Source organism: Streptomyces sp. NPDC033845, from assembly GCF_055576225.1.
Map to the genome: position 1 here is coordinate 1 of NZ_JBVIRI010000038.1, position 21822 is coordinate 21822.

Sequence of the window (21822 nt, forward strand, 5' to 3'; positions counted from 1 at the left end):
GCGGCCGGTGCACCCGGTGGTCGCCCCCCCCCCCAATTAACCCGGGGGGGCCCGCCCCGTCACGGGGCGGGCCCACCTGCATGTCCGCCCGAGACCGGCCGCGCGGGAGACGCGGGCGGCCGGCTGTATCTGGTGACCTGTCCCAGTGGCGGCGACGTCCAGGGCGGCGTCTGCTGGTCCCCCACCGGCCCCGGGACGGTGGGGTGGACGTCCAGGCCCTCGCCCGCCAAGCGGTCGAGCGGCTGCGCCTTCAGGGCCCGGACATCGGTATTGCACCCTGGCCCGAGGGCTTGGGGACGGTCGGCGTGCCGGTCTACCCGCCCCGGGACCCCGTACCGGGAGGCGTTCGGGTTCGCGATGTCACCGAACTGCGGCCACAAGTACACCCGCACCAGCGGCGACTCACCGGGCCGCCGCTTCCCGGTCATCGCCACCACCACGTGGGATGTGGAGTGGGCCGGCGTCGGCCAGACTGGCACGATCACCACCACCCGGCAGTCCGTCACCAGCCTGGCCATCGCTGAGATCCAGACGTGTACGTGCCCTGACCTGCATCGGCGAGTTTCCCGGTGAGGCCCTGGGGTGAACTCACCGGCCGCCGGTGAGTTCACCGGCACCGTGTTCAGGCGGTCCCGGGGCCGGAGGCCCAGACGGCGGGGCCGCCGCCGCGCCACTCGATCAACGACCCCTTGGTGAGGTCGACGTCGTCGGGGTCCAGGCCGGCCCGGCGCAGGAACTCCAGAAGATCACCGGGGCCCATGGCCCGGCCGAGGATCTCTCCGTCGACCCGGACGCGGCGGCCGCCCTGGGCGTCGAGCGGGTAGACGATCACGGGCAGGCGGGCGGGGTCCATGTCTCCACCGTGCCGGTACCGGGTCATTCGAGCAGCCCAGTGCGGTGTCCGGGCGGCAGTGGGTGCAGGCGGGTACACCCTCGGCCAGGGCGCGGTGGGCGGTGTCCGGGCTGGCCGGGGTGCCGGGCTTCTTGGCATCCCGGCACCCTCCGGCGTGGACCCGGGCGGGGGGCCGGCCCTGGCCGATGCCGTAGGTGACCAGGGTGCGCAGACGCGGGACGTCGGGTGGCAGGACGGACACCGCGCTCAGGCCCCCGCCGAGGGACGGCACCGGGAACATAGCGAGTTCTCTGGGGGTGACTCTGTGGTGCACGAGGCCCGCAAGCGGTTTGTGCAGCTCAGCGTCAGTTCATCAACCGTGGCGAGTGCAACAGGTGTGGCGCCATCGCCGGTCTGGGTGAAACGCGCTGACAGGCCCTCAATGAGGATGCATGCGGCCCGGACGGCCATCGCGCTCGCCCCTGGCCTCGCACTGGTCGTCTACGCGACCGGCACCTCCCGCATTCCCTGGCCGCCGTCCACCAGAAGCTCCAGGTCCTGCACCGCGCCGAACTCATGGCCGGTGCCGTCGTCGCCGCAACACCGACATGCGCGGGGCGATCACCTATCACCCTGTGGCTCACGTCACATCGGATTCCTGTCAGGAATCGGGGGGCTGTCCCGCTCAAGTCGCCGAGAGCCCAGCGAACTGACAGGAGCATCACATGAAGCACCGCATCGTCGTCCTCGGCGCCGGCTACGCCGGGGCCTACGTCGCCGGGAACCTGGCCCGCCGACTTTCCCCGGCCGACACCGAGATCACCGTGGTCAACGCCGATCCGGACTTCGTCGAGCGGCTGCGGCTTCACCAGGTCGCGGCCGGCCAGGAGATCGAAACCCAGAAGCTCGCCGACATCTTCGCCGGCACGGGGATAAGGCTGCGCCTGGCCCGTGTCACCACCGTCGACCCCGAGCGCCGGGCCGTCACCGTGGCCGGCGCTGATGGCGGCACCGACGAGCTCGGCTACGAAACACTGCTCTACGCGCTCGGAAGCCACGGCGACGACCGCGGCGTCCTGGGGGTGGCCGAGTACGCCTTCGATGTCGCGGCCCGGCCCTCGGCGCTGCGCCTGCGCGAGCGCCTGGACGGCCTGCGGGAAGGCGGGAACGTGGTCGTCGTCGGCGATGGCTTGACCGGCATCGAGACCGCAACTGAGATCGCCGAATCCCGTCCCGGTGTGTCCGTGACGCTGGTCGCCCGCGGCGAGTTGGGCGCCCAACTCGCCGCCGGAGCCCGTGGCCACCTGCGTCTGGCCTGCGACCGGCTGGGCATCACCGTCCGGGAGCACACCAGTGTCGAAGCCGTCGAAGGAAGTCGGGTCCTGTGCACCGACGGCACCGCCCTGCCGTCCGACGCGACGGTGTGGACGGCAGGGTTCGCGGTCAACCCGATCGCCACCGCCGCCGGGCTGGAGGTCACTGCGGACGGCCGGATCCTCGTGGACCGCACCATGCGCTCGCTCTCCCACCCCAACGTCTACGCCGCCGGCGACAGCGTCTATGCCGTCGGCGACAACGGTCGGCCGCTGCCGATGTCCTGCGCCACGGCCGGCTACACCGGCATGCAGGCTATGAAGGCCATCGTGGGACGCCTCACCGGCAGCAAGATCGGACACGTCAAGCTGGCCTACCCGGGCAACCACATCAGCCTGGGGCGGCAGGACGGGATCCTGCAGATGGTCGACCACGAGGCGCAGGCGAAGCCGAAGTACATGGGCGGCCGCAAGGCCGCGCGGATCAAGGCGGGCATCCTGAAGATGTCGCTGTGGACCAACTCGCACCCGACCTTCTGCATGCCCAAGCGCAAGCGCCACCTGGCCACCACGCCGCAGTCTTCCGCCGCCAACGGGGTCCCGTACGCGCTGACTGACCCGGCCGGCAAGGCGGTCGCGTAGCCGCCTAGGGTGATCCACATGGACACCGCCAGTGAGCGCTTCGGCACCAGTCGGTTCGAGGCCAGCCGGGCCCGGCTGGCCTCGCTCGCGTACCGTCTGCTCGGCTCGGGCGCCGATGCCGAGGACGCCGTGCAGGACACGTTCCTGCGCTGGCAGGCCGCCGACCGGGAACGGATCGACGCGCCAGAAGCGTGGCTGACCAAGGTCGTCACCAACCTGTGCCTCGACCGGCTCCGTTCGGCACAGGCGCGCCACGAGCGAACGGCCGGCGCCTGGCTGCCCGAACCGCTCCTGGAGGGCGACCCGATGCTCGGCCCTGCCGACACCTTCGAACAGCGCGAATCGGTGTCCTTGGCCGTACTGACGCTGATGGAGCGCCTCTCGCCGGTCGAGCGGGCCGTCTACGTCCTGCGCGAAGCCTTCTCCTACAGCCACGCCGAGATGGCCCAGATCCTCGACATCACAGAGACCGCCAGCCAGCAGCACGTCCACCGGGCCAGGACCCGGGTCGCCGACGAGCGCCGCCGCAGCGGCGAGGCCGACCCCGCGTCCGCACGCCGGATCGTCGAGGAATTCCTCGCTGCCGCCGCGTCCGGGCGCACAGAACGGCTGGTGGCGCTACTCACCGACGACGTGACGGCACTCTCGGACGGCAACGGCCTGGCCAAGCGGCTCTTGAAGTACACGACACCCGGGCAGGTTGCCTCGTATGTGCGGGCCGGCTTCAAGCCGACGCCGGCGAAGCGGCGGCTCGCAGGCGGCTCGCCCACGTTCCACTTCGCGCTGGTCAACGGCTCCCCGGCCGTCCTCGCCGTGGTCGACGACAGGGTTGTGGGCGCCGTGGCGTTCGAAGTCCGTGACGGGAAGGTCGCGTCCCTGCGCGGCATCGGCGCAGCGGTCCGGCTCGGGCGCATCAACGCGGCCTGGAGCCGCCACCAACCGGACGCGCCGGTCATCGCCACATGGTGACCGGATCGGCTGACCAGGCTCGCCTACGAGTAAGGCCCAGTCCCTCCGCGTGACACCTGGCAACCGGCGACGGCTACGTCAACGGCTGGCCGGCGGCCTGGCCTGGTTCAGGGCCCGGGTCAGATCACGGTTCGCGTACCGTGCGGCGTCGAGCTCGGCCTGCCGTTCCTCCAACGCCGTTGTCAGCTCGACGTTTCGCTGTTCGACTCGGGTGATGCTGTTGGCGAGCTCAGCGACATCGGTGGGTGGCCCCAGGCCTACGGTCCTCCAGATTTCCTCGCCGAGTGCTGTCGACAGGCGCTGTTCAAGCTGGTGGACGCGGGCGGCCGGGCGTGCGCTGCGTGCGCTCGCGTTGGCCAGGTCGGCCTGCAGCGAAGCGGAGGTAACGGCCAGCCCGGCCCCGGCCGGGCCAGCGGGTTCGTGGGCCGTGGTGTGGAGTGCGTCGAGGAGGTCACGGGTACGGCGGCGTTCGGTATCGGCCTGGCGGCCGTCGTTCATGGCTGTGGTCACGACGGATGGGTCCTTGGGGGGTCGGACGTCGGGCAGGGGCTGGCCGACGCGGGGCATGCCGAGGTGGACGGTGCGCGAGCGGCGCACGAGGGTGACGGCCTGTTCGACCGTGCGCGGTCCTCGGCGGTGAGCTGGTCGAGGTCGGTGATGACGCGGTCGATGAGCCGGCGGACCCGGCTGATCTCCTCCTGCGATGGCATGGTCTGGGTACGTGCCCACTCGTCGGCTTCGAACGCGGACATCAGCCGCTCCCGGCTGCGCAGCAGGTCGGCGAGGGGGGCCTGGAGGTCGGGGAGGTAGGAAACGTCGGTGGAGAAGTGCTCGCACCCCAGACAGCGGAACCGCAGCGGGCACGCGTGGCCGCCCGCGGCGACGTTGGAGGGTTTGCGGCAGACCTCGTACGGGGTGGCGACCTCCCCGATGGCACGGCGTACGTGCTCGGAGTCGAGCAGGCTCTGCGCCGCGCGCCAGACCCGGTTGCCGTGCCGGTCGAAATGCAGGGCCGTGACCCGGTCGACGGCCTCCCGGCGCCGCTCCGCTCCGACCCGGTGGTAGCCCTGGGTGGTGGTGATGATCCGGTGGTCCATCAGCTCCTTCAGGACGTCGTGCGGGACTCCGGCGTCGGCGTGCCGCTGGGCGTAGCAGCGCCGGTAGGCGTAGGTGAAGATCCTGGCTCGGTCGAACGGCACCAGGGATGTGACCTGGGCGCCGGCCTCGGTGGTGATGAGCGGAACGACGAGGTCGGGCGGCGAGTCCACCCATTTCCGGCGTGCCGGGACTTCGACCAGGCGCCGTTCGAGTTCTCCCGGCTCCGTACATAGCCTCCCGGCGACCGAGGGCAAGCGCGACGACCCGAGATGTCAGCGTCGTCCGATGGTGCCGCTGACGAGGGCGTAGGGCATGACGCAGAAGGCGCCGAGGTTGGTGGCGACGATCAGAGTGAGGAACAGCCAGTAGGAGAAGCCGTGGCCCTTGGAGGAAGCGAGGAGCCACCCGTAGGTGAGGGTGGCGAGGATGCCAGTGCTGGCGAGTCCGGCCGCCCAGCCCGTCTTGCTCAGCCCGATGCCGAGGCCGATGTAGGCCCAGAACAGGGCGGGGCCGGCGATGGCCGCGATGGCTAGGAACACCGGGAAGTCGATGTCCCGGCCGCTCATGTAGTCCGTGAGCTCAGGTACCGATATGAAGGTCATTAAGACCATGTAGGCGACGGTGATGACAACGAAGACGGTGGTGAGCACGCGGGCGGCGCGGGTGGCGGGAGGGGTGTTCGCGGCGTCGGTCATGAGGCGGTGGGCTCCTTCTCCTACGGCGGGCAGGGCAGTCGGCCCCGCTCCGGTACAGCCGACGGGGACCGCAGGGGTGCGTTCTTCCGGGCAAGGCTCCCCGGGGCCGGTGATGAACAAGCCACTCGAAGCGGTGACGCGGCACCGGCGGCCGCAGGGCATCCGCTCGGCCGTGCAACACCGGCTCTGCAACACGTGAGCACGTTGCGCCTTTGACCTGCGTCCTGCGAGGCGCCGGGGAGGCGGCGGACCGAACCAGCGCGGGGATATATCAGCCAGGTTGGGCTAAAGGGGGCTTAGGCGCAGGGTTGGTGGAGAAGGTTCATGACACCAAGGTCATCTGCGTCCGGCAGAGGCCGGCAACGCAAGGAGCTGTTGTGACAGTGACCGCGAAGAAGGCGTCGAAGCAAGCGGCGGTGGGCTCACCGGCGAAGGCCGTGGGCGTGCTCCTCACGATGAGGCAGCAGTCGAAGCTGCGGGTGTCCAAGAAGGCCGTTGTCGCGGTTCAGAGCGCTCTGACCCATCTCCTGGGTGAGGTCCTCGAGGGTGCCAAGTCGGCTGCCGCAGGAAGGACGAGGGTCATGCCCAAGCACATCTCAGCGGCGTTCTCGACGGACTCAGACTTGCGGAGCCTGGGCCTGAACTGGATGTTCCGTGAGGGGCGCGCCAACAGCACAGTCCGCTTCCCGGCAGCGGCTGGTGGCGTGGCTGATCGAGACGGCGGGCGTCCGCTCGCAGGGGCGGACCGGGCAACAAGCCCCAAGGCAACGGCTCCCAAGCCAGAGGGCGCCAAGGTCAAGCGGAGCACCGACGTCACATCCCACAAGTTCGTCCGCACCGTCAAGCTCTGCGCCCGTGAACGGGAATGCCGTCTGGATACCGGTGCTCAGGACGCACTGCAGACCATCGCCGCCGAGTTCACGGCGGACCTGGCCCAGGCCGCCGGTGAGGCCGCCCGGAAGAACTCCAAGGACGCCATCCGTGCCGAGGACGTCCGTAGGGCGGTCGAGGAGCATGTGAAGGGCGACCTGAAGGCCCACATGATCAAGGAGATCGACGCCGCCCTGGCCAAGGCCGGTCAAGCAGCCCCGTAGGCCGTGTCCGATGGGGCGGGTGACGCTCCCGGACGGAACTCATGCCGTGGGACATGAGGCCGGGGGCGGGCGGGGCCGGGCCGTCTACGCCAGGTGCCCCGGGTGTGTACCCCCGGTGGGATGTGGGCAGGTCGCGGGGACCGGAAAGATCAAGGAGAGGGAACGTATGCCGTACAAGGAGTGGTGGGTCAGCATCAACGCCGGGAGCTACGCGGATGCCCTGAAGGACGCCCAGGAGAACGGGGACACCCTCATTGAGCTTTCCCAGCCCTCGTTGAGCTGGGACTCGGCCGGCTACCTCCGCGACCCCGAGAAGACGTTCTCCATGGTCGACTGGAGCGCTTTGGAGGAGTTCGTCCGTGAGAACGACTGCGGCCCGACCGGCTCGATGCGGGGCTGAGGCCCACCGAGTGCCTGTACCTGCGCATCGTGGACGGGGTTCCGCGGGTGAGGAAGGCCGCCGGTCCGCAGGCCATGAGGTACTTGGTGACCGTCCCGTAGGCCGCGACCGGCGCCCTCGTCCCCGCCGGTTCCTTGCCGTCGGCCCCCGTGACCTTCGCAGCCGCATGCCTCCGCTCTCGGCGTCCTCTTCGGCGTCGAAAGCGTCCGCTGACGCGCCGCGGGCTACGTGTGGCACCTGGTCAATGGCGGGTGCGGGCCCTGTTCTCCTCGACGATGCCGACGTACCGTCCGGAGAACAGGGCTGGTGGCTGTCAGTCGCCCAATTTGGTGACCGTCTTGATCAGCCCGCCGTCTTGGGAGACGTTTTCCAGGAGACCGCTGGGCTCCTGGGCGGCGGAAAACGTGCCCTTGGCGGCACCGTTCACGACGTCGGCAGGGCCGTCGGCGTGCGCGGGAGCGGTGAAGGCGAGGCCCGCGAGGGCGAGCGCGGTAGCAGCAACCATCTTCTTCATGCTCTGGCCAACGAGACCTGAGCACGGAAGGCACGGAGGATCTCCGGCAGGCGGTACCGCTGCGTCACCGGACTACGGCCGTCCCGCGTTCCGACCTGCGTTTGCGTCCACGCCAGCCCGAGGCCGCCAGGCAGGTGAGGAGGTCGCCCGGGGTGACGTCCCCCCCTACCGACTCCCCATGACCGCCGAACTGCGGACCATTCGGACCGCCAGAACGCCTTCGACGGGCTGAGGGCTGGCCGCTGACACAGCAGGGGTGACCTTCCGGACCAGGTGGCGTTGATCATGCGATGGGATCCCACCACTATCGGAGGTACCGGAATGCGCATCTCTCGCACCTGCGGGCTCACCCTCGTAGCCGGCCTGTTCGTCGCCTTGGCTCCGCTGGGGCCCGGCGCGGCGGCGGCCGACGGGCATCCCGACACCTTCTATGTCCAAGGCGGCCACGGACACGAGGCCTGCCCCGACGGCTACCTGTGCATCTACGACGACGTCCAGTGGAACACCACCGGAGGCTTCCCCGGCAAGCAGCCCCTGGCTCCCACCGGCGGATCCATGTGGGCCACCAAGGTCAGCGACCCCAACCTCAACGGCATGAGCGACCGCGCCTCCTCCCTCGTCAACAACACCGGCCGCCGGGTCACGATCTACCAGGACCACAAGTACAGCGGCCACAGTTTCACCACCACGGCCCGCCGACGCACCATGTACACCACCCTCGGCCAAGCCCCGTACGGCAAGGGTGACCAGGTTCCCTACGGGCCGGAGGCCGGCTTCAACTGGAATGACCAGATCACCTCCGTGAAGATCAACTGAACCCTGTGGGCCGCCTCCGGGCAGGGAGGGCGAGGACGGTAAGCCTCCGGGCGGGCACGCTGGTTCAGGCCGGGACGGGGAACGCCTGCTGGGGTTCGCCGGTGGTGTAGTAGGCGGTGACAGCTGCGAGGATCTCGTTCTCGGTGATCAGTCCGGTGGGGTTGGTACGGTGCTCGGCGGCGACGCGGCGGGCCTGTTCCGGCTCCGCGCCGAGCGCGACCAGCATGCGGCCGACGGCGTCGACGGTGACGCGGCCATCGCCGTCGTGGTCGGCGGCCGTGACCACGGCCCGATGCCAGGGCAGGGCGATCCGGGTGAACGCTTCCGGATCCCGGTGCAGGCCGGCCAGGGCGGCGCCGACGAACTCCCCGCGGGTGATGCGGCCGTCGAGGTCCCTGTCGGCGAGGCCGGCCATGCCCTCCCAGTACCGGTCGCCCGCCTCCCGCAGAGCGGCGGCCTGGCTCGTGCCGTCGGCGACGTCGAAGGCGAGGGCGACCCGCTGCGCCATGAGACGGAAGTCGGCGCGGGTGATGTGTCCGTCACCGTCCTGGTCGAAGGTGTGGAAGCGGGCCGCCATCTTCGCGGCGTAGTCGTCGAGCTCACTCACAGGGGAAACCTCGCAGGTTGGCACGGCGGGAAGAACGCCGAGACTAAACGGGCCACGACACACTCGGTGCCGCCGCACATGTGCCCCCGTGCGCCGCCACCGCGCCCCGCCACGCTCCCGACCACTGTCCGAGGATGAAGGCGCCTGCCCTCCACATGCGGCCGGCCGCTCCGTTGCCGACCTGAGGGGATGACCGTGATCACCCTGACCGAGACGCTCGCCGTCCGCACCGTGCCCGGATTCCTGGACCCGAAAGAGATCACCGATCTGACCGCGCTCCTTGACGATCATCTCGCCGCCACGGGCTGGCGTGCCGCCTATGTGGGCGAGGAACTCGATGACCTGCCCGCACGCGCGCACGAGATACTCGACACTGCGGTCGCGCGGCACCTGCCGGAGATCCGCCGGATGTTTCTCTCGGCCGTGGGGGCCTCACCGTGGCAGTTCATCGAGTTCGGGCCCGGCGAGGGCGCCGTCCGCCACCTCGACGGCATCGGCCCGGACCCGCTCGCACACCCGCGGCACGTCGCCCGGATCGGCGTGACCATCGAGGACGCCATCGCTGGAGGCGAGTTCTTCATCGAGACCGGCCCCGGCGACGGCGTCTGGGACACACGACTCGATGCCGGCCAGGAAGCCGGCTACGAGCCGGGCATGCGGTTCACCCGCATCGCACCCCACGACAGGATCTCCCGCGGCGAGCAGGACGCGTCCTGGATCCACACCGTCACCGGTAGCCCCACCGTCCTGCCGGCCGACACGGGCACCGCCACCGTCTACGGGGCCCAGCTGATCCACGGCATCAAGCCCGTTCACCAGGGGCGCTGCCGCAAGTTCATCACCGGCCTCCTCGTATCGGGCCGGTGACCGGCTCCCGACATTGCCCCCCGAGGAACGACCGCGGCCGGCACTCCCCATCTTCGGGTGGCCAGGGGCAATACGGGGGACCGGACGGTGTGGGTCAGGACTGGCCCTGTTGCATCAGGTTGCGCGCCTGCGCCTGTCCTTCGGTCGTTCCTTCCTCTCGCGATCCGTCGTGGGCGTCCTGGTCACCGGCGACGGTGTTGACGACGAGTTCGGCCTCGTCGGAGTAGAGGTCCTTCTCGGTCATGGCGATCCTCCTCACGCGCCCGGCAGGGTGCCGGTCGCCTGCCGATGATGGCACTACGCAAGGTGGCGATCCGGCAGCGGAAGGTCGCCGCCGGTTGTGTCGGTGCGCCGGCGGCCCGGCCCGTGGCAGGGTGGCAGACCGTGGCTCGATCATCGCAGCCGGCCCCGGGCTGCGGCCGCACCGCCAGGCATGAACGGGACCTCAGAAGAGTCGAGTTGATGCCTACCGCGCCCTGTCGGCAGATCGGTCTGCTGTGTTCGCGCGCCGGGGGCCAGATCCTTGATCACTCGAAGGAGTGGCCATCGACGCGAAGGCAAAAAGTGCCCTCTCCTTCACTGTGAGTCATGGCACGATCTTGTCGTGCCGTTCCGACCGTGGACCTGCGGCGCAGCGCCATGCCCAAGAACCCACTGCGCGGCGCCCGGCACACCCGATCGCGATCCACCTCAGGAGAAGCCAGTGCCCGGCCAAGACGAGACCAGCAACATCACCGGCAACCGCCCCTACAACTACCAACTCTCCGCGAAGGAGAAGCAGGCACAGCAGGACGAGGGCAAGACGTTCTACGTCACCGTCACCGGGGGCGACAAGGACGTCCTCGACACTCTCATCTCCGAGCGGAACCCCGAGTACTCCGACCACGAGCGCGCCAATCTGCTGGACCGCCATGACGAGACGTTCACTGTCGCCTACGCGAGCCGCCAGACCGCCGAGCGCGCCGCCGGCCTGTTCGCGACGGCGGGTGCCCGGGTCGAGACGGCGGACAAGGACACCAGGCTCTGACCGCGCCCCGGAGCTGATCCCGGTCAGGGTTCCGGCAGGGCGATGGCCTTCCACCTCCTGGACCGGAAGGACAACATGCCGTCGTTACCTACGGCGACGTGCCGTCGGCGCAGACCGCAGTCGATCTCTTCCAGGCCGCCAGCGCCACCTCGAGGTGAGCACGTATAGAACGAGGGGTTCTGACACCCACGCTCGCGCATCCTCTCCGGCCGAACGCTTCCTGGCCGGGACCCACCGGTCCGGCCGGGAAATGTGGGCGGAGAACCTCGACAGTGCCCGGAAAGTCACCCTGCCTGCGGCCGACGACGAGTCGCCACCACCTCCGTCACGCCAACGAAGCCGCGGATCGCGGCGAATGTGCATCAGCGCACTGCGGACCCCGGCAGCGTGGTACCTGCCGAGACGACGCAACGCCGGTCACGCGGTCCCGCACATCGACCCTCGTGGTGCACAGAGGTGGCCGGCCGCGACGGACTGGTCGGGGCGGAAACCCAGGCCGCGGCCCGCGGGCGCCGGTTCAGCCGTTGCTCGCCCTCACGTCCAGCTGGGCAGTCTTGCTGTCCTCGTTGGCGGTGAAGTCGACCTCCACGGGGATGTCCTCGCCCGGCCGGGGCGCGTCCAGCGTGTCGGTGATTGCCGGGAGCCGTGCGCTGTGAGGGTTCTGCTGCTCGATGTCCTTCGTGAGAGCGGCTACGTGGTCCCGCATGCTGGTCTCGTCGAAGGTGTCGCCGTCGGCGTGCGCCAGGCCACCGGAGAGCAGGACGGAGCCCACGATGAGGGCGGCCCGCATGGTCTTCTTGATCATGCAGTGGTCAACGAGAGCACGCTGCGACGGTCACCCCGCCGGACATCGGAGCGGCCGGTCCGTCAGGGAAGGGCACCAGCCGCTGCGGGTGAGGATGGACCGCAGGTCACACACGACCGAGTAGCCGACACGAAGGGGCGCAGGCGGCGTCGCAGAGGGGCCGGTCCTGCTCCGAGGCGGGGAGTTTGGCGTACCCGGACCGTTCAACGAGCCTCGGCCCGCGTCGTCCCCTGCCGGAAGTGCCGGTCACCGGGCGTACGGCCGTAACCAGGCGGCGTCGGGGTGGGTTGAACGCTCGCGACGGCGTGCGGCCCACCGACGTGCGACGCCCTCGGTGGGTCGTCGGCCGGGCCGTGGCGACGGCTTGCATACCCCTGTTACATCGACCGAAAGACAACCATTATGGGCTACTTCGACAACGGGCTCGGCAGCGACCAGATGAAGGGCACGCTGACGTCGGGCAGGCCCGAGTCATACCTGTGGAACGTCGATGTCTCCGGCGGGGACCAGGATCTGCTGCGGGCCGTCCTCACGGAGAGGGTCGGTGACGAATACGGTCCTGCGGAGATCGACAATCTGTTGGGACGGTCGGACGCCTCGTTCACGCTGGCGTTCTGGGGCGAAGCCTCCGCGAAGACATTCGCCGAGCTGGCCAGGGCCACCGGCGCGACCGCCGAGGCGTACGAAACCACGAAGATCAACATGATCCCTTAGCCGAACATCGGCCCGGCACGGGCCCCGTGGTGTGTGCAGCATTCGGGGCCCGGCCGGGCACGGCCCGCTGAGGGAACATCAACTGGTGCCGATCCGCCATGCTCCCCTGAGGCGAAGCGCCGCCGTGCATGGTGCCACCAGACAGGACGGGCGGCACCGCACACAGGAGCGGGGTATACGCGGTGAGCTACGGCTTCACCGTCGGCTTGACCACCGGCGCGCCGGCCGTCAGGGAGGACTCGATCAGCTCAAGCGCCGGCTTGAACTCGGCGGCACGCTCGCGCCCGTCGGCGGGATGTCCTCACGGGTGGTGAGCTCTTCGACCAGGGCCCGGCCCTTCTGGACGTCGAGCACGAGTCCCGAGCTGATGTTTTGAATGCAGAACGTCATGTAGAGCTCCCTGTGTGTGGTGAGTGGGGCGTAAGCATCGTCTTGCTGTGCGCGAGCCAGCGCCGGGTGACTGTCCCGATGGGGCGGTGTCCCAGGAGCGCCGCTGCCCGGTCGTGGTTACGCGATCTTGCTGTCGATCCAGGTCCGGAAGAAGGCGACGTTGGTGAGGACGCCGGGCGTGCCCGCCCTGGCGCAGCCGCTGCCGTGGGGGATGACGCCGATCAGGGCGCCGTTCTTGTACGACGGGCCCCCACCGTCGCCCTTGCAGGTGCCTTGTCCACCTCCCTGCACTCCGTCACAGATCATGCTGTCGGCGATCGACGCGTCGTCGTACTGCATCCGGCACTTCGCCCCGGGCATCACTTGGGTGTTGACTTTGCGCAGCGTGGGGCCCGGATCCGCGTGCTCGCTGCCGCGTGCGCGGCCCGAGCGCTGTACCTGGCCCCGGGGGCGGCCTCGGCCCCTTCGTCCTGCCGTGGTAGTCGTCTCTCATGAGCCAGTTCCGCGACTTCAACCTCAAGCTGCTCGTCATCGAGCAGCTCATGTACGGCCCCGAGCCGCTCCTCCCGGTCTACGACCTGCCCGCGCGGCTGGCCGAGCAGGGTATCCGCGACCCCGCGTCCCACGTCCTGGACAGCGGACTCCATGCGGAGGTGCTGGCGGAGTCCCGGGCCCACTTCGAGGCCCTGGAGATACCGGCCGAGCTGCTCGCCGGTATCGAGGAGCTGTGCTTCGACGCAGGGGCGGAAGTCTTCAGGCACTGTGCCCCGGCCTGGGACGGCGAGGACGACTTGTTCGACGTGAGGTCGCTCGACGACCTCGACCTGCTGCCCTACCTGAGGGAGGTCACTCTCGTGGACGACGGTGTCCTGGCAGTGCCGGACGCCGCGGAGGTCTTCGCCTCCCGAGGCATCGACACGGACTGAGCGGGACCTCCTCGGGTAGTACCGGATTGGCCGTGACGGCCCTCCTGGTCCCGACTCCCGTCCCCACCACCCCCTCAGCCTCGGCCGTGCGGGCAGCTCGGCACCACCAGACCTTCCTCCATGCCATCGGCGAGACCCGCCTGGTCACACGGCTCCGCTCCGCCGGCGGCCCCGCCGCGACTCCCGGCACCCGCCGCGCATCGTCGCCGAATGCCGGACCGCCGCCACAGGACCATCGGTATGGCGTGGATGGTCCGCAGGGCGGCGATGGCTGCGCTGCGGCCGGCCCGGCAGGGGCGGGCTCTGGTTCAGCAGGTTTTGTAGTCGTACTTGGTGGAGTTTTAGGCGCACGTGTGGTGGATGGTCTTGTTGGCGCGGCGCAGGGTCGCGGTGTCCTTGTCGTTGTTCCAGACATAGGCGGCGCGCTGCTGGAACAGGGTCGTGGCGGTGTTGGTGCCCTTTCCCGTCTTGACCGTGACCGTCTTCCCGGCCTGAAGGGTGAACGTGGCGAAGGTGTAGACGTGGCTGGAGGCGTCGGTCAGTGTCCAGCCCTTGAGGCTGACCGCGCTGGTGGTGCCGTTGGTGATCTGTACCCACTCGCCGTTGAGTGAGGTGTTGGTGCGGGTGTCGGTGCCGGGAGGTCGTACCAGATCTTCGAGACGCGCAGGCTGCCTGCGGCGTAGGCCTGGCCGGGAAGAAGCAGCAGGGCCACGGCCGTGATGGCGGCGCCGGCGGCGAGGTGTCGTGTGCGGGGCATGAGCAAGGTGGGGCACGTCCTGTCCGGTGAAAGGGCCCCCGCCGGAAGTGACGGTGGCGGTGCGGATCTCGGACGCTCGGGCCCTCAGACCTCGGGTAGGGCTCTCGTGACACCCTCGTGACACAACGTCACCCTTTGGTGCCTGCTCACTTGTGATCCCCCCGTTGCTCCGAACATGCTGCGGCATGGCACCGGATCCCGGCGGGCCTGCGGTCGGCGAGGTATGCGGCGTGGTCGGTCCGGTCGTCGTCCAGGGTCAGTTCGCGATCACGGTGGCCAGACTTGCGATCACGGCGGCCGCGGACACCGCGACCATCCAGCACCGCGCCTCAGACGCCGTCGCACCGCCCGGCCCGGCACCGTCCGCGGCCTCAAGGCCGGAGCCGAGGAGATCGAGGCACCGTGTGCACGGTCCGGCGTGCACAGGGCTGTCTCTCCAGACCTCACCGTCGAGCGACGCGCGCGCGAACAGCTGCTTCTCCTCGCTCATGCGAAGAACAACGCCTGGGTGCGCACCGCGTCACGACCGAGGGAGGGCGACCGTGAGGCTGCAGGTCCTCTGTACGGGGGCGGCCCGGTCAGGAGCGGGGTGTGCCCGCCAGCCTGGAGGGTGCGGGCCAATGGTGTCGGGCCGTGAGGTGAGCCTGCTTCAGTCGGAGGGGCGGCTGGCGTGTTGGCGCGAGGCGGGTGGCGGCGGCTGGGGCCGGGGCAGTTCGGCCGTTCGGGCACGGGGATCCACGCACCGTGTCAATGTGATGGCGGAGGGTCGCCCGCTGGTCGTGTGATGGCGTGTGGTTCGCGCCGTCCTACCCCGAGGGGTGGCTTCCGCGTTCGGTACGACCGTGCTGCTGGGGGGTGCAGGGGCCGACCGGATCCCGACCGTGGTGGCGCGTCGACCTGGAAGGGATGACGGTCCCATGTCGTCAACAGCTCCTGCCCCTGCGCGCACTGTGCGGTTGCGCCACCGATTAGCCGCCCTGGCCGGCTCTGGTGCCCTGCTGGCCGCAGGCCTGGTCGCACTGGCGGCCTCCCCGGCAGCCGCGCTCACTCCCACGGTGATCGCGAGCGTGGTGGTGGGGAACAATCCGGAGTACATGGCCGTGGCACCCGACGGCGCCCACGTCTATGTCAGTAACAGTGGCGGCGGCATGTTCGACCCGGTCGGCACCACGGTGAGCGTCCTGGACACCGCCACCAACACCCTGGACACGCCGATCACCGTCGGCAACGAGCCCACCGGCATAGCGGTCAGCCCGGACAGTTCCACGCTGTACGTCGCCAACCGCGGCGACGGCACCGTCCGTGTCGTCAAGACGGCCACCGGCGCCACCACCGCGACCATCGCGGGGATCGGTGAGCCGTCCGGGCTGGCGATCACCCCGGACGGCAGTGAGGTGTACGTCGCCGACGATACGTATGGCAGCGCGTCGGTGAAGGTCATCGACACCGCCACCAACACCGTCACGGCATCCGTGCCCGTCGACAACTTCCCCCGCAACCTGGCGGTCAGCCCCGACGGTACGACCACCTATGTGGTCACCCAGTCCGGATACATCCTCACCGCCATCGACACCACCACGCACACGGTGGCCGCAACCGTGTCGTTGAGCGAGATGCCGTTCGCGCTCGCCATCAGCCCCGACAGCACGAGGGCGTACGTCACACACTCCAACCGGACCATCGTCACCGTCGTTGACCTCGCCACGCTGACGGCTACCGCCACGATCACCACCGGCAACGCGCCCAACGGTGTGGCGTTCACCCCCGACGGCGCGACCGTCTACGTGACCAACGTCGGCGACAACACCCTGTCCACGATCGACACCGCCACGAACTCGGTCACCAGCACAGCCCCGATCGGGATCAGCCCGAGCACCCTCGCGCTGAGCCCGGCCGGTACCCGTGGCTATGTCGTCAACAACCGGTTCAACAGCGCCGACAGCCTCGACGTGATCCAGCTCGCGCCCGCGACCCCGCCCCCGGCCGTCACCGCGATCAGCCCCACGAGCGGTCCGACGGCCGGCGGCACCGTGGTCACCGTCACGGGCACCGACCTGGCCGCCGCCACCGCCGTCACCTTCGGCGGCACCGCTGCCACCGGCGTGTCGTGCACGGCCACGTCCTGCACGGCCACCTCGCCCGCGCACGCCCCCGGTACCGTCGATGTCCAGGTGACCACCCCGACCGGGACCAGTACGACGAGCACCGCGGACCAGTTCACCTACCTGGTACCGCCGGCCGACATCGACGTGGACGTCGCAGCCCAGCCGCATCTGGGCATTCTGGTCCCGTACCTCACCTACACACTCACCGCCCACAACACCGGCCCCAGCGCGGTCTCCTCGGCGACCGTCACCGCGGCCCTGCCCCCGGGCGCCACCGCGACGAACCTGGCCGCCGGATGCACCACCAGCGCTGGGAGCGTGACGTGCGCGTACGGTGCGATCGCCAACGGCGCCAGCGTGAACAAGTCGTTCCGCGTTCCCCTGCACCTGTTGTCGCTGGGCCAGGTGAAGGTCACCGGCACCCGCACGGCCTCCGCCCCGACCGACCCCAACCCGGCCAACGACAGCGCATCGGCCGCCTGCACCGTCATCTCGATCATTCTGGCCACCTGCCCCTGACCCCACCCGGCCGGACGCAGCGTCCTGCCTCCGGCCCAGACCGTGGCAGGACGCAGGCTCCCTCGTAGTCCCCGTCCGTCCGGCCAGCCCTGGGGCGTCGGCCGGCTCCCCGCGGTGTTCCCGTCTCCGCAGCCAGCCAGCCAGCCAGCCAGCCAGCCGTGCCTGGGGCCGGGGCCGCTGGGGGCGCTTGCGGAGGAGGTGTAGCGGCACAGCGTCCGCGAGTCGGCGCGGCCCGACGATGTTGTCGTCGGGCCGCGCCGGGCTGGGCGGTCAGCTGGTGGTGATCCTGCCGATCCTGTTGGTGCCGCTTTCGGTGAACCACATGGTGACGTCCGGACCGGCGGTGATGTCGAACGGCTTGGCTCCGGCCGTGGGAATGCTGTACTGGTGACGGTGCCGCCGGTGCTGGCTCTGGCTCAAGTTTTGTGGAGCAGTTGCGCTCCGTGCTGCCGCCACCCCGTTCACCAGATCCGCCCCAGATGAATCCCTTCCGTCCCGGGATCACCGCAGGCGTATTCCGGCCTCACCACCTCAGCTGTGTGCTCGTTGCGAGAGGATGGGGTGGTGATCCGCCACGACCCCGAGATACAGGCCCTGTACCGCCGCTATTGCCTCCCCGGACGTCGCTATCTGAAGCTCGGCGGATCGGTACTTCGTATGTCGCGCGAGGAGTACGAGCCGTTCCTTCATGCCCTGGCCGCTGATGCGAAGGCTGTTTCCGACGCCGAGCTCACCATCCTCTTCGAAGGAAGCTGGCGCGAGCGGCGGACCGCGGCATGGCTCGCCGCCGTCTCGCGCCGTGACCACTTCCGCGAGCGTCTGGGCGCACTGCTGCTGGAGAGCGAGGTCTGCTGCGCGGGTGGGGCCTACTGCGCGGCGCTGGCGAGTTTCGGCACTGCACGAGACGCCGACCTGCTCGCCGCTTACCTGGATCGCTACCTGCGCCGGCCCGACCTCGCCTACGACCAGCCCACAGCCATGGGCGCCCTCGCGTACACCGACTCCGCCCTGCACGGCGACCGGGCCCGCGACTTCCTCCAGGAGGGCGGTCTGTGGCCGCAGTGGTTCCAGGACGCGCCCCACATGCACGGCGAGGACGGAATCTCCACCTACCAGGGTGGCATCCGGCTCGCCTGCACCGTCATCGAGGAAGCCGCCGACATCAGGATCTGACCGGAGGGCTGTGACGCGGCCGCTCTGTGTCATGCCAGTAGGACCCGCTTGCGGAGAAGGTGGAAGCCGACCCGCCCGACGGACAGTGGCCGACCACGGGTCAGCAGGACCGTCGTGGCGGTCCAGGGCGTTCGTCCCTCAGGGGAGCCCCGGCTGGCTGTTGGGGCATCGACGGCGGCCATTCCTCCCGCGGGACTCACTGTCTCCTCCGGCGGCACGGCCGCCCCGGTTCCCGGGGGTGGACGGGTCATTGGACAGGCCATGACAATGCCGCACCTGCACGCCTTCGCCCGCGGCCTCGAGCGAGACCGCGACGCCGTGATCGCCGCAGTCACACTTCCGTACAGCAACGGACCCACCGAAGGCGTCAACACCAAGACCAAACGGATGGCCCGCCAGATGCGCGGACGAGCAGGCTTCACCCTGCTCCGCCACCGCATCCTCCTCGGATATCACCACTCAGCATTACCACCGAATGTGAGACAGAGCCGTTCGATTGACAGACCCCCCTCGCTGCGCTGCGCTGCGCTGCGATCGGCGATCGCCCACCCGGCCAGCCGTCGTGAGGCGAGGTCGATGACGGCCGCGAGGTAGAGCGGCTTTGCGCCGCTGACCGGAAGGTATGTGATCCCGCCGACGTGCCTTCTGTTCACCGCGGCAGCGGTGAAGTCACGGCCGATCAGATCCGGCGCCTTTACGGCGGCCGGGTCCGCGACGGTGGTGCGGTGCCGGTGGTGCAGACGGACTCCCTCGCGCCCGGTGGTCCGCATGATCCGGGTCTGCAAGAAGACTTTGCGGACCCCCGCGCGGGAGAGGGCGCCGGCCTGGCAGAGGGCCTGGCAGAGGGTGCGTCCGGGAGGCCGGGTGCGGGCGGCCGGGTGGCCCGGGCAGCGGGGAGGTGGTGCGGGGTGCAGTGCGACCGGTCGGTGGACGCTGGCCGAGCGGGAGCGGGCCGGCCAGACGGTCGGGGACCGCCGGCTCCGTCCGCTCCCAGCTGGTCTACTTAGCCCATGCGGTGTCGGCGTGGAGGGTGAAGCCGAAGAGGTTGGACGTGACCGATGCCCTGGTCCACACGGGCCCCTGCATCGGAACTCCGTTCTCCTTGTTGCACGTCCGCAGCTGCCCGGGCCCGATGGCTCCAAGATCGCACTTCGCGGCCTCGATGTCGGGACCGACCCCGTTCCACCTGCGGTACACCGTCGCGACGGTACCCTGCAGTGTGGTCAAATCGGACGTATTCCACACCTCAACGTAGTTGAATCCAAGGCTGCCGTTCAAGGCGATCCTCGTACAAGACCGAACCCTGACGTCCTCGTATCCCCAACCGTCGTACAGATATATGTACGGAGTGCACGATTCCGTCGAGGCGGCGGCAGTCGGCGTGGATCCGAGGAGACCCGCGAACGTGATTGCGGCGACGGAGAGCGAGGCCAGCAGGTTCTTGCGCTTCTTCAAGACCATCCCACCTGTGAGACTGATGAAGTCGGTTTAGTGCCGGTGGAGTCCGAATACCCCACCCACGCCAGAATGGCAGGAACGAACATCGGCCGCATTGGGGCCCAACCCCACCAAACTCCTCCCTCGCCTTCCATGAGGACCTGACCCTCACCTGGCGCCGGCCGTTCGAGGCAGGAGTCGGTCCCATGGGCGTCGTTCAAGTCCTCGTATGTATCATCGGCGTCTACCGCGCCCGGAGAGGACGGCGAGTGGAGAATGACGTGCGGCCGCCACGCAACCCGTTGGGCGCCCCAGTTGTAGGACGAGCGGGTTGTACGCGCGTCTGCGGCTCCCGACGGCTGAGCTGCGCACCGCACTAGCTTGATCTTTAACGTCCGGTGTCGAACGGTACGTCGTACTTGATCACTCGGTTCGGTAACCGCCGTACACGGAAGCGGCCTTCGTCTGGATTATGTGCTCCGACCAAGGAACACACATGTCCAGCACGAAGGCCGTGAGGATGAGTCTGCTGCATCGTGATGCCCGGCGGGAGCCGCTGGCGGAACTGTCACGCTTACGGGCCGAGTTCTACTCCTGCCTCACCGCTCGTTCGGATGCGCTGTTCGAGCTGGCCGACGCGGTTCTGTGCGGCGACGGGCCGGTGAGATCGATGGTCGAACTGTCGCTGGTAGGCGAACACCGCCGCGGTCACGGAGGGCTCTACGCCGCTGTGGCCCAGGGCCGGGTCGAGGCGGACCGGATGCGGTGGGCCCTGACCTCGGTGTCGCTGCCGCGAGCCGTCGATGGTCGACTGGTCCTGGCCGTCGACATCACGTGCTGGCTGCGGCCGGACGCCCACACCTCACCGGAGCGGATCTTGTGCCACACCTACGGCCGAGGCAAGGACCAGCACATCCCCGTTCCCGGGTGGCCGTACTCGATCATCTGCGCGTTCGAGCCCGGCCGCAGCTCCTGGACCGCTCCGCTGGACGCGCTTCGCCTGGCCCCCGGTGACGACATCGCCACCGCCACGGCCCGGCAGTTGCGCGAACTGATCAAGCGGCTGATCGCCACCGGGCAGTGGCAGGCCGGCTACCCGGACGTCCTCGTTATCGCGGACGCCGGATACGACGCACCCCGCCTGGCCCATCTCCTACGGGATCTGCCGGTCCAGGTCCTGGCCCGGATGCGCTCGGACCGAGTCCTGCGCAGGCCTGCCCCACCCCGCCAGCCCCACACGATGGGCCGCCCGCCCCGGCACGGCGGCGAGTTCGTCTTCGGCCAGGAAGCGACATGGGGCACTCCGGACGCCGAGACCGTCACCGAAACTCGCCTCTACGGCACCGCCCGAGCAGGCTCCTGGGACCGGCTCCACCCCAAACTCACCCGCCGCTCCTCCTGGGCGGCGGCCGACGGCATCCTTCCAGTTATCGAGGGAACCGTCATCCGCCTGGACATCGACCGCCTGCCCAGCGGAGCCACCCCCAAGCCGGTCTGGCTGTGGTGGTCAGGCACCGACGCCACCGAGGAAGACACCGACCGACCCTGGCAGGGATACCTGCGGCGCTTCGACATCGAGCACACCTTCCGCCTGTTCAAGCAGACGCTCGGCTGGACCCGCCCGAAGATCCGCACACCCGAGGCGGCAGACCGGTGGACCTGGCTGATCCTGGCCGCCTACACCCAACTCCGCCTCGCCCGCACGTTGGCAGCCGACTTCCGCTGGCCCTGGGAGAAGCGCGCCGCAGCTGACCGTCTCACCCCGCCCGTGTCCGCCGCGACTTCCGGCACATCCGCCCAAGCACCGCCTGCCCGGCCGGTGCGCCAAAACCATCCCGCCCCGGTCCCGGACGACCACCCGGCCGGAAGAACACCCGGCCCACACCCCGCTATGACGTGCACACAGTCCGCAAGACAGACACCACCAAACCGAAAGCGAAGAAGTCCACGACCCCTCGCCCACGCCGCACAGGTTAAAGATCAAGCTAACGAGCTCGTGCATGGTTGGCGGTGGCGCCTCGAGAGGCGCAGGTCAGCGTGGTGGTCACTGTCCCTGACGGGTGCCTCGGGTGGCGGTTTGCTGGTGTGAGAGGAGTCCGGCAACGGCTTGGATGGTGTCGCT

At 69.5% G+C, this 21822-nt stretch carries 25 protein-coding genes and 4 pseudogenes; 13 read left to right on the forward strand and 16 right to left on the reverse strand.

Features of this window, described 5'->3' with window-relative positions:
• Nucleotides 1-622: 622 nt before the first annotated feature.
• Nucleotides 623-853, reverse strand: coding sequence for a hypothetical protein (locus ACZ50K_RS35835; protein ID WP_468911267.1), 231 nt, complete (start codon nucleotides 851-853; stop codon nucleotides 623-625).
• On the reverse strand, nucleotides 747-1133 hold the full coding sequence (locus ACZ50K_RS35840; RefSeq protein ID WP_468911270.1) for a DUF6233 domain-containing protein: 387 nt from the start codon (nucleotides 1131-1133) through the stop codon (nucleotides 747-749). The genes ACZ50K_RS35835 and ACZ50K_RS35840 overlap by 107 nt, the downstream gene beginning before the upstream one ends.
• 424 nt (nucleotides 1134-1557) lie before the next feature.
• On the opposite strand from ACZ50K_RS35840, the gene ACZ50K_RS35845 reads away from it, so the two are divergent.
• Both ACZ50K_RS35845 and ACZ50K_RS35850 read left to right on the forward strand, forming a co-directional pair.
• Nucleotides 1558-2787: an NAD(P)/FAD-dependent oxidoreductase gene (locus tag ACZ50K_RS35845; RefSeq protein ID WP_468911273.1), complete on the forward strand. Its 1230-nt coding sequence runs from the start codon at nucleotides 1558-1560 to the stop codon at nucleotides 2785-2787.
• An 18-nt stretch (nucleotides 2788-2805) separates the two neighbouring features.
• Nucleotides 2806-3756, forward strand: coding sequence for a sigma-70 family RNA polymerase sigma factor (locus ACZ50K_RS35850; RefSeq protein WP_468911275.1), 951 nt, complete (start codon nucleotides 2806-2808; stop codon nucleotides 3754-3756).
• Between the two features lie 78 nt (nucleotides 3757-3834).
• On the opposite strand, the gene ACZ50K_RS35855 is transcribed toward ACZ50K_RS35850, so the two are convergent.
• From ACZ50K_RS35855 to ACZ50K_RS35865, 3 genes are all read right to left on the reverse strand, one after another.
• On the reverse strand, nucleotides 3835-4266 hold the full coding sequence (locus ACZ50K_RS35855) for a hypothetical protein (RefSeq protein ID WP_468911278.1): 432 nt from the start codon (nucleotides 4264-4266) through the stop codon (nucleotides 3835-3837).
• Entirely contained in the window at nucleotides 4263-5024 is a 762-nt protein-coding gene (locus ACZ50K_RS35860) for a hypothetical protein (protein WP_468911280.1), read from the reverse strand. Before ACZ50K_RS35860 ends, ACZ50K_RS35855 begins: the two co-directional genes overlap by 4 nt.
• A gap of 102 nt (nucleotides 5025-5126) precedes the next feature.
• Nucleotides 5127-5549, reverse strand: coding sequence for a hypothetical protein (locus ACZ50K_RS35865; protein WP_468911283.1), 423 nt, complete (start codon nucleotides 5547-5549; stop codon nucleotides 5127-5129).
• Nucleotides 5550-5932: 383 nt separating this feature from the next.
• On the opposite strand from ACZ50K_RS35865, the gene ACZ50K_RS35870 reads away from it, so the two are divergent.
• Nucleotides 5933-6643 carry a hypothetical protein gene (locus ACZ50K_RS35870; RefSeq protein WP_468911284.1) on the forward strand — a complete coding sequence of 237 codons (711 nt, stop codon included), beginning with the start codon at nucleotides 5933-5935 and terminating at the stop codon, nucleotides 6641-6643.
• A 166-nt stretch (nucleotides 6644-6809) separates the two neighbouring features.
• The gene (locus ACZ50K_RS35875; protein ID WP_468911287.1) at nucleotides 6810-7043 is read left to right on the forward strand and encodes a hypothetical protein; all 234 of its coding nucleotides are present in this window, start codon (nucleotides 6810-6812) and stop codon (nucleotides 7041-7043) included.
• 313 nt (nucleotides 7044-7356) lie between these two features.
• Here the strand turns inward: ACZ50K_RS35875 and ACZ50K_RS35880 are convergent, their stop codons facing one another.
• Nucleotides 7357-7557 carry a hypothetical protein gene (locus ACZ50K_RS35880; RefSeq protein WP_468911290.1) on the reverse strand — a complete coding sequence of 67 codons (201 nt, stop codon included), beginning with the start codon at nucleotides 7555-7557 and terminating at the stop codon, nucleotides 7357-7359.
• 321 nt (nucleotides 7558-7878) lie between these two features.
• Between ACZ50K_RS35880 and ACZ50K_RS35885 the strand changes: the two genes are divergently transcribed.
• On the forward strand, nucleotides 7879-8373 hold the full coding sequence (locus ACZ50K_RS35885; protein ID WP_468911293.1) for a peptidase inhibitor family I36 protein: 495 nt from the start codon (nucleotides 7879-7881) through the stop codon (nucleotides 8371-8373).
• Nucleotides 8374-8437: 64 nt separating this feature from the next.
• Here the strand turns inward: ACZ50K_RS35885 and ACZ50K_RS35890 are convergent, their stop codons facing one another.
• On the reverse strand, nucleotides 8438-8980 hold the full coding sequence (locus ACZ50K_RS35890; RefSeq protein WP_468911296.1) for an EF-hand domain-containing protein: 543 nt from the start codon (nucleotides 8978-8980) through the stop codon (nucleotides 8438-8440).
• A 195-nt stretch (nucleotides 8981-9175) separates the two neighbouring features.
• On the opposite strand from ACZ50K_RS35890, the gene ACZ50K_RS35895 reads away from it, so the two are divergent.
• Nucleotides 9176-9847, forward strand: a complete 672-nt coding sequence (locus ACZ50K_RS35895; RefSeq protein WP_468911298.1) for a hypothetical protein — start codon at nucleotides 9176-9178, stop codon at nucleotides 9845-9847.
• 94 nt (nucleotides 9848-9941) lie between these two features.
• Here ACZ50K_RS35895 and ACZ50K_RS35900 read toward each other — a convergent pair whose 3' ends face one another.
• Nucleotides 9942-10091 (reverse strand): hypothetical protein, encoded by a 150-nt coding sequence (locus ACZ50K_RS35900; RefSeq protein WP_468911301.1) that lies wholly within the window; start codon nucleotides 10089-10091, stop codon nucleotides 9942-9944.
• 459 nt (nucleotides 10092-10550) lie between these two features.
• On the opposite strand from ACZ50K_RS35900, the gene ACZ50K_RS35905 reads away from it, so the two are divergent.
• A complete protein-coding gene (locus ACZ50K_RS35905) occupies nucleotides 10551-10874 on the forward strand; it encodes a hypothetical protein (RefSeq protein WP_468911304.1) in 324 nt (107 codons plus the stop codon).
• A 517-nt stretch (nucleotides 10875-11391) separates the two neighbouring features.
• Here ACZ50K_RS35905 and ACZ50K_RS35910 read toward each other — a convergent pair.
• On the reverse strand, nucleotides 11392-11679 hold the full coding sequence (locus ACZ50K_RS35910; RefSeq protein WP_468911306.1) for a hypothetical protein: 288 nt from the start codon (nucleotides 11677-11679) through the stop codon (nucleotides 11392-11394).
• Nucleotides 11680-12081: 402 nt separating this feature from the next.
• Here ACZ50K_RS35910 and ACZ50K_RS35915 point away from each other — a divergent pair, with 402 nt between their 5' ends.
• Nucleotides 12082-12393, forward strand: a complete 312-nt coding sequence (locus tag ACZ50K_RS35915; protein ID WP_468911309.1) for a hypothetical protein — start codon at nucleotides 12082-12084, stop codon at nucleotides 12391-12393.
• A 243-nt stretch (nucleotides 12394-12636) separates the two neighbouring features.
• Here the strand turns inward: ACZ50K_RS35915 and ACZ50K_RS35920 are convergent, their stop codons facing one another.
• Together ACZ50K_RS35920 and ACZ50K_RS35925 are read right to left on the reverse strand one after the other, a co-directional pair.
• Entirely contained in the window at nucleotides 12637-12783 is a 147-nt protein-coding gene (locus ACZ50K_RS35920; protein WP_468911312.1) for a hypothetical protein, read from the reverse strand.
• Between the two features lie 117 nt (nucleotides 12784-12900).
• A pseudogene (locus ACZ50K_RS35925) lies at nucleotides 12901-13212 on the reverse strand (trypsin-like serine protease); the annotation flags it as partial.
• A 62-nt stretch (nucleotides 13213-13274) separates the two neighbouring features.
• On the opposite strand from ACZ50K_RS35925, the gene ACZ50K_RS35930 reads away from it, so the two are divergent.
• Entirely contained in the window at nucleotides 13275-13709 is a 435-nt protein-coding gene (locus tag ACZ50K_RS35930; RefSeq protein WP_468911315.1) for a DUF6892 domain-containing protein, read from the forward strand.
• Between the two features lie 341 nt (nucleotides 13710-14050).
• Here the strand turns inward: ACZ50K_RS35930 and ACZ50K_RS35935 are convergent, their stop codons facing one another.
• Nucleotides 14051-14482 (reverse strand): lamin tail domain-containing protein, encoded by a 432-nt coding sequence (locus ACZ50K_RS35935; RefSeq protein ID WP_468911317.1) that lies wholly within the window; start codon nucleotides 14480-14482, stop codon nucleotides 14051-14053.
• A 240-nt stretch (nucleotides 14483-14722) separates the two neighbouring features.
• Nucleotides 14723-14956, reverse strand: a complete 234-nt coding sequence (locus ACZ50K_RS35940) for a hypothetical protein (RefSeq protein WP_468911324.1) — start codon at nucleotides 14954-14956, stop codon at nucleotides 14723-14725.
• Nucleotides 14957-15422: 466 nt separating this feature from the next.
• On the opposite strand from ACZ50K_RS35940, the gene ACZ50K_RS35945 reads away from it, so the two are divergent.
• Nucleotides 15423-17090 carry a beta-propeller fold lactonase family protein gene (locus ACZ50K_RS35945; protein WP_468911329.1) on the forward strand — a complete coding sequence of 556 codons (1668 nt, stop codon included), beginning with the start codon at nucleotides 15423-15425 and terminating at the stop codon, nucleotides 17088-17090.
• Nucleotides 17091-17360: 270 nt separating this feature from the next.
• Here ACZ50K_RS35945 and ACZ50K_RS35950 read toward each other — a convergent pair whose 3' ends face one another.
• The gene (locus ACZ50K_RS35950) at nucleotides 17361-17510 is read right to left on the reverse strand and encodes a hypothetical protein (protein WP_468911332.1); all 150 of its coding nucleotides are present in this window, start codon (nucleotides 17508-17510) and stop codon (nucleotides 17361-17363) included.
• Nucleotides 17511-17654: 144 nt separating this feature from the next.
• Between ACZ50K_RS35950 and ACZ50K_RS35955 the strand changes: the two genes are divergently transcribed.
• Nucleotides 17655-18263, forward strand: coding sequence for a DUF6000 family protein (locus ACZ50K_RS35955; protein ID WP_468911334.1), 609 nt, complete (start codon nucleotides 17655-17657; stop codon nucleotides 18261-18263).
• Nucleotides 18264-18518: 255 nt separating this feature from the next.
• Nucleotides 18519-18713: pseudogene (locus ACZ50K_RS35960) on the forward strand (transposase); the annotation flags it as partial.
• Nucleotides 18714-18796: 83 nt separating this feature from the next.
• Here ACZ50K_RS35960 and ACZ50K_RS35965 read toward each other — a convergent pair.
• Together ACZ50K_RS35965 and ACZ50K_RS35970 are read right to left on the reverse strand one after the other, a co-directional pair.
• A pseudogene (locus ACZ50K_RS35965) lies at nucleotides 18797-19039 on the reverse strand (IS3-like element ISRhosp5 family transposase); the annotation flags it as partial.
• Nucleotides 19040-19262: 223 nt separating this feature from the next.
• Entirely contained in the window at nucleotides 19263-19718 is a 456-nt protein-coding gene (locus tag ACZ50K_RS35970) for a hypothetical protein (protein ID WP_468911337.1), read from the reverse strand.
• Between the two features lie 502 nt (nucleotides 19719-20220).
• Here ACZ50K_RS35970 and ACZ50K_RS35975 point away from each other — a divergent pair.
• Nucleotides 20221-21677, forward strand: a pseudogene (locus ACZ50K_RS35975) (NF041680 family putative transposase).
• The last annotated feature ends 145 nt before the right edge of the window (nucleotides 21678-21822 follow it).

What these genes read in the sequence shown, in the direction of transcription:
- ACZ50K_RS35910 (WP_468911306.1), bottom strand. Translation starts at nt 11,679, where the DNA reads ATGATCAAGAAGACCATGCGGGCCGCCCTCATCGTGGGCTCCGTCCTG.
- ACZ50K_RS35900 (WP_468911301.1), bottom strand. Translation starts at nt 10,091, where the DNA reads ATGACCGAGAAGGACCTCTACTCCGACGAGGCCGAACTCGTCGTCAAC.
- ACZ50K_RS35840 (WP_468911270.1), bottom strand. Translation starts at nt 1,133, where the DNA reads ATGTTCCCGGTGCCGTCCCTCGGCGGGGGCCTGAGCGCGGTGTCCGTC.
- ACZ50K_RS35940 (WP_468911324.1), bottom strand. Translation starts at nt 14,956, where the DNA reads ATGAGCGAGGAGAAGCAGCTGTTCGCGCGCGCGTCGCTCGACGGTGAG.
- ACZ50K_RS35880 (WP_468911290.1), bottom strand. Translation starts at nt 7,557, where the DNA reads ATGAAGAAGATGGTTGCTGCTACCGCGCTCGCCCTCGCGGGCCTCGCC.
- ACZ50K_RS35865 (WP_468911283.1), bottom strand. Translation starts at nt 5,549, where the DNA reads ATGACCGACGCCGCGAACACCCCTCCCGCCACCCGCGCCGCCCGCGTG.
- ACZ50K_RS35930 (WP_468911315.1), top strand. Translation starts at nt 13,275, where the DNA reads ATGAGCCAGTTCCGCGACTTCAACCTCAAGCTGCTCGTCATCGAGCAG.
- ACZ50K_RS35920 (WP_468911312.1), bottom strand. Translation starts at nt 12,783, where the DNA reads ATGACGTTCTGCATTCAAAACATCAGCTCGGGACTCGTGCTCGACGTC.
- ACZ50K_RS35835 (WP_468911267.1), bottom strand. Translation starts at nt 853, where the DNA reads ATGGACCCCGCCCGCCTGCCCGTGATCGTCTACCCGCTCGACGCCCAG.
- ACZ50K_RS35875 (WP_468911287.1), top strand. Translation starts at nt 6,810, where the DNA reads ATGCCGTACAAGGAGTGGTGGGTCAGCATCAACGCCGGGAGCTACGCG.
- ACZ50K_RS35850 (WP_468911275.1), top strand. Translation starts at nt 2,806, where the DNA reads ATGGACACCGCCAGTGAGCGCTTCGGCACCAGTCGGTTCGAGGCCAGC.
- ACZ50K_RS35915 (WP_468911309.1), top strand. Translation starts at nt 12,082, where the DNA reads ATGGGCTACTTCGACAACGGGCTCGGCAGCGACCAGATGAAGGGCACG.
- ACZ50K_RS35845 (WP_468911273.1), top strand. Translation starts at nt 1,558, where the DNA reads ATGAAGCACCGCATCGTCGTCCTCGGCGCCGGCTACGCCGGGGCCTAC.
- ACZ50K_RS35885 (WP_468911293.1), top strand. Translation starts at nt 7,879, where the DNA reads ATGCGCATCTCTCGCACCTGCGGGCTCACCCTCGTAGCCGGCCTGTTC.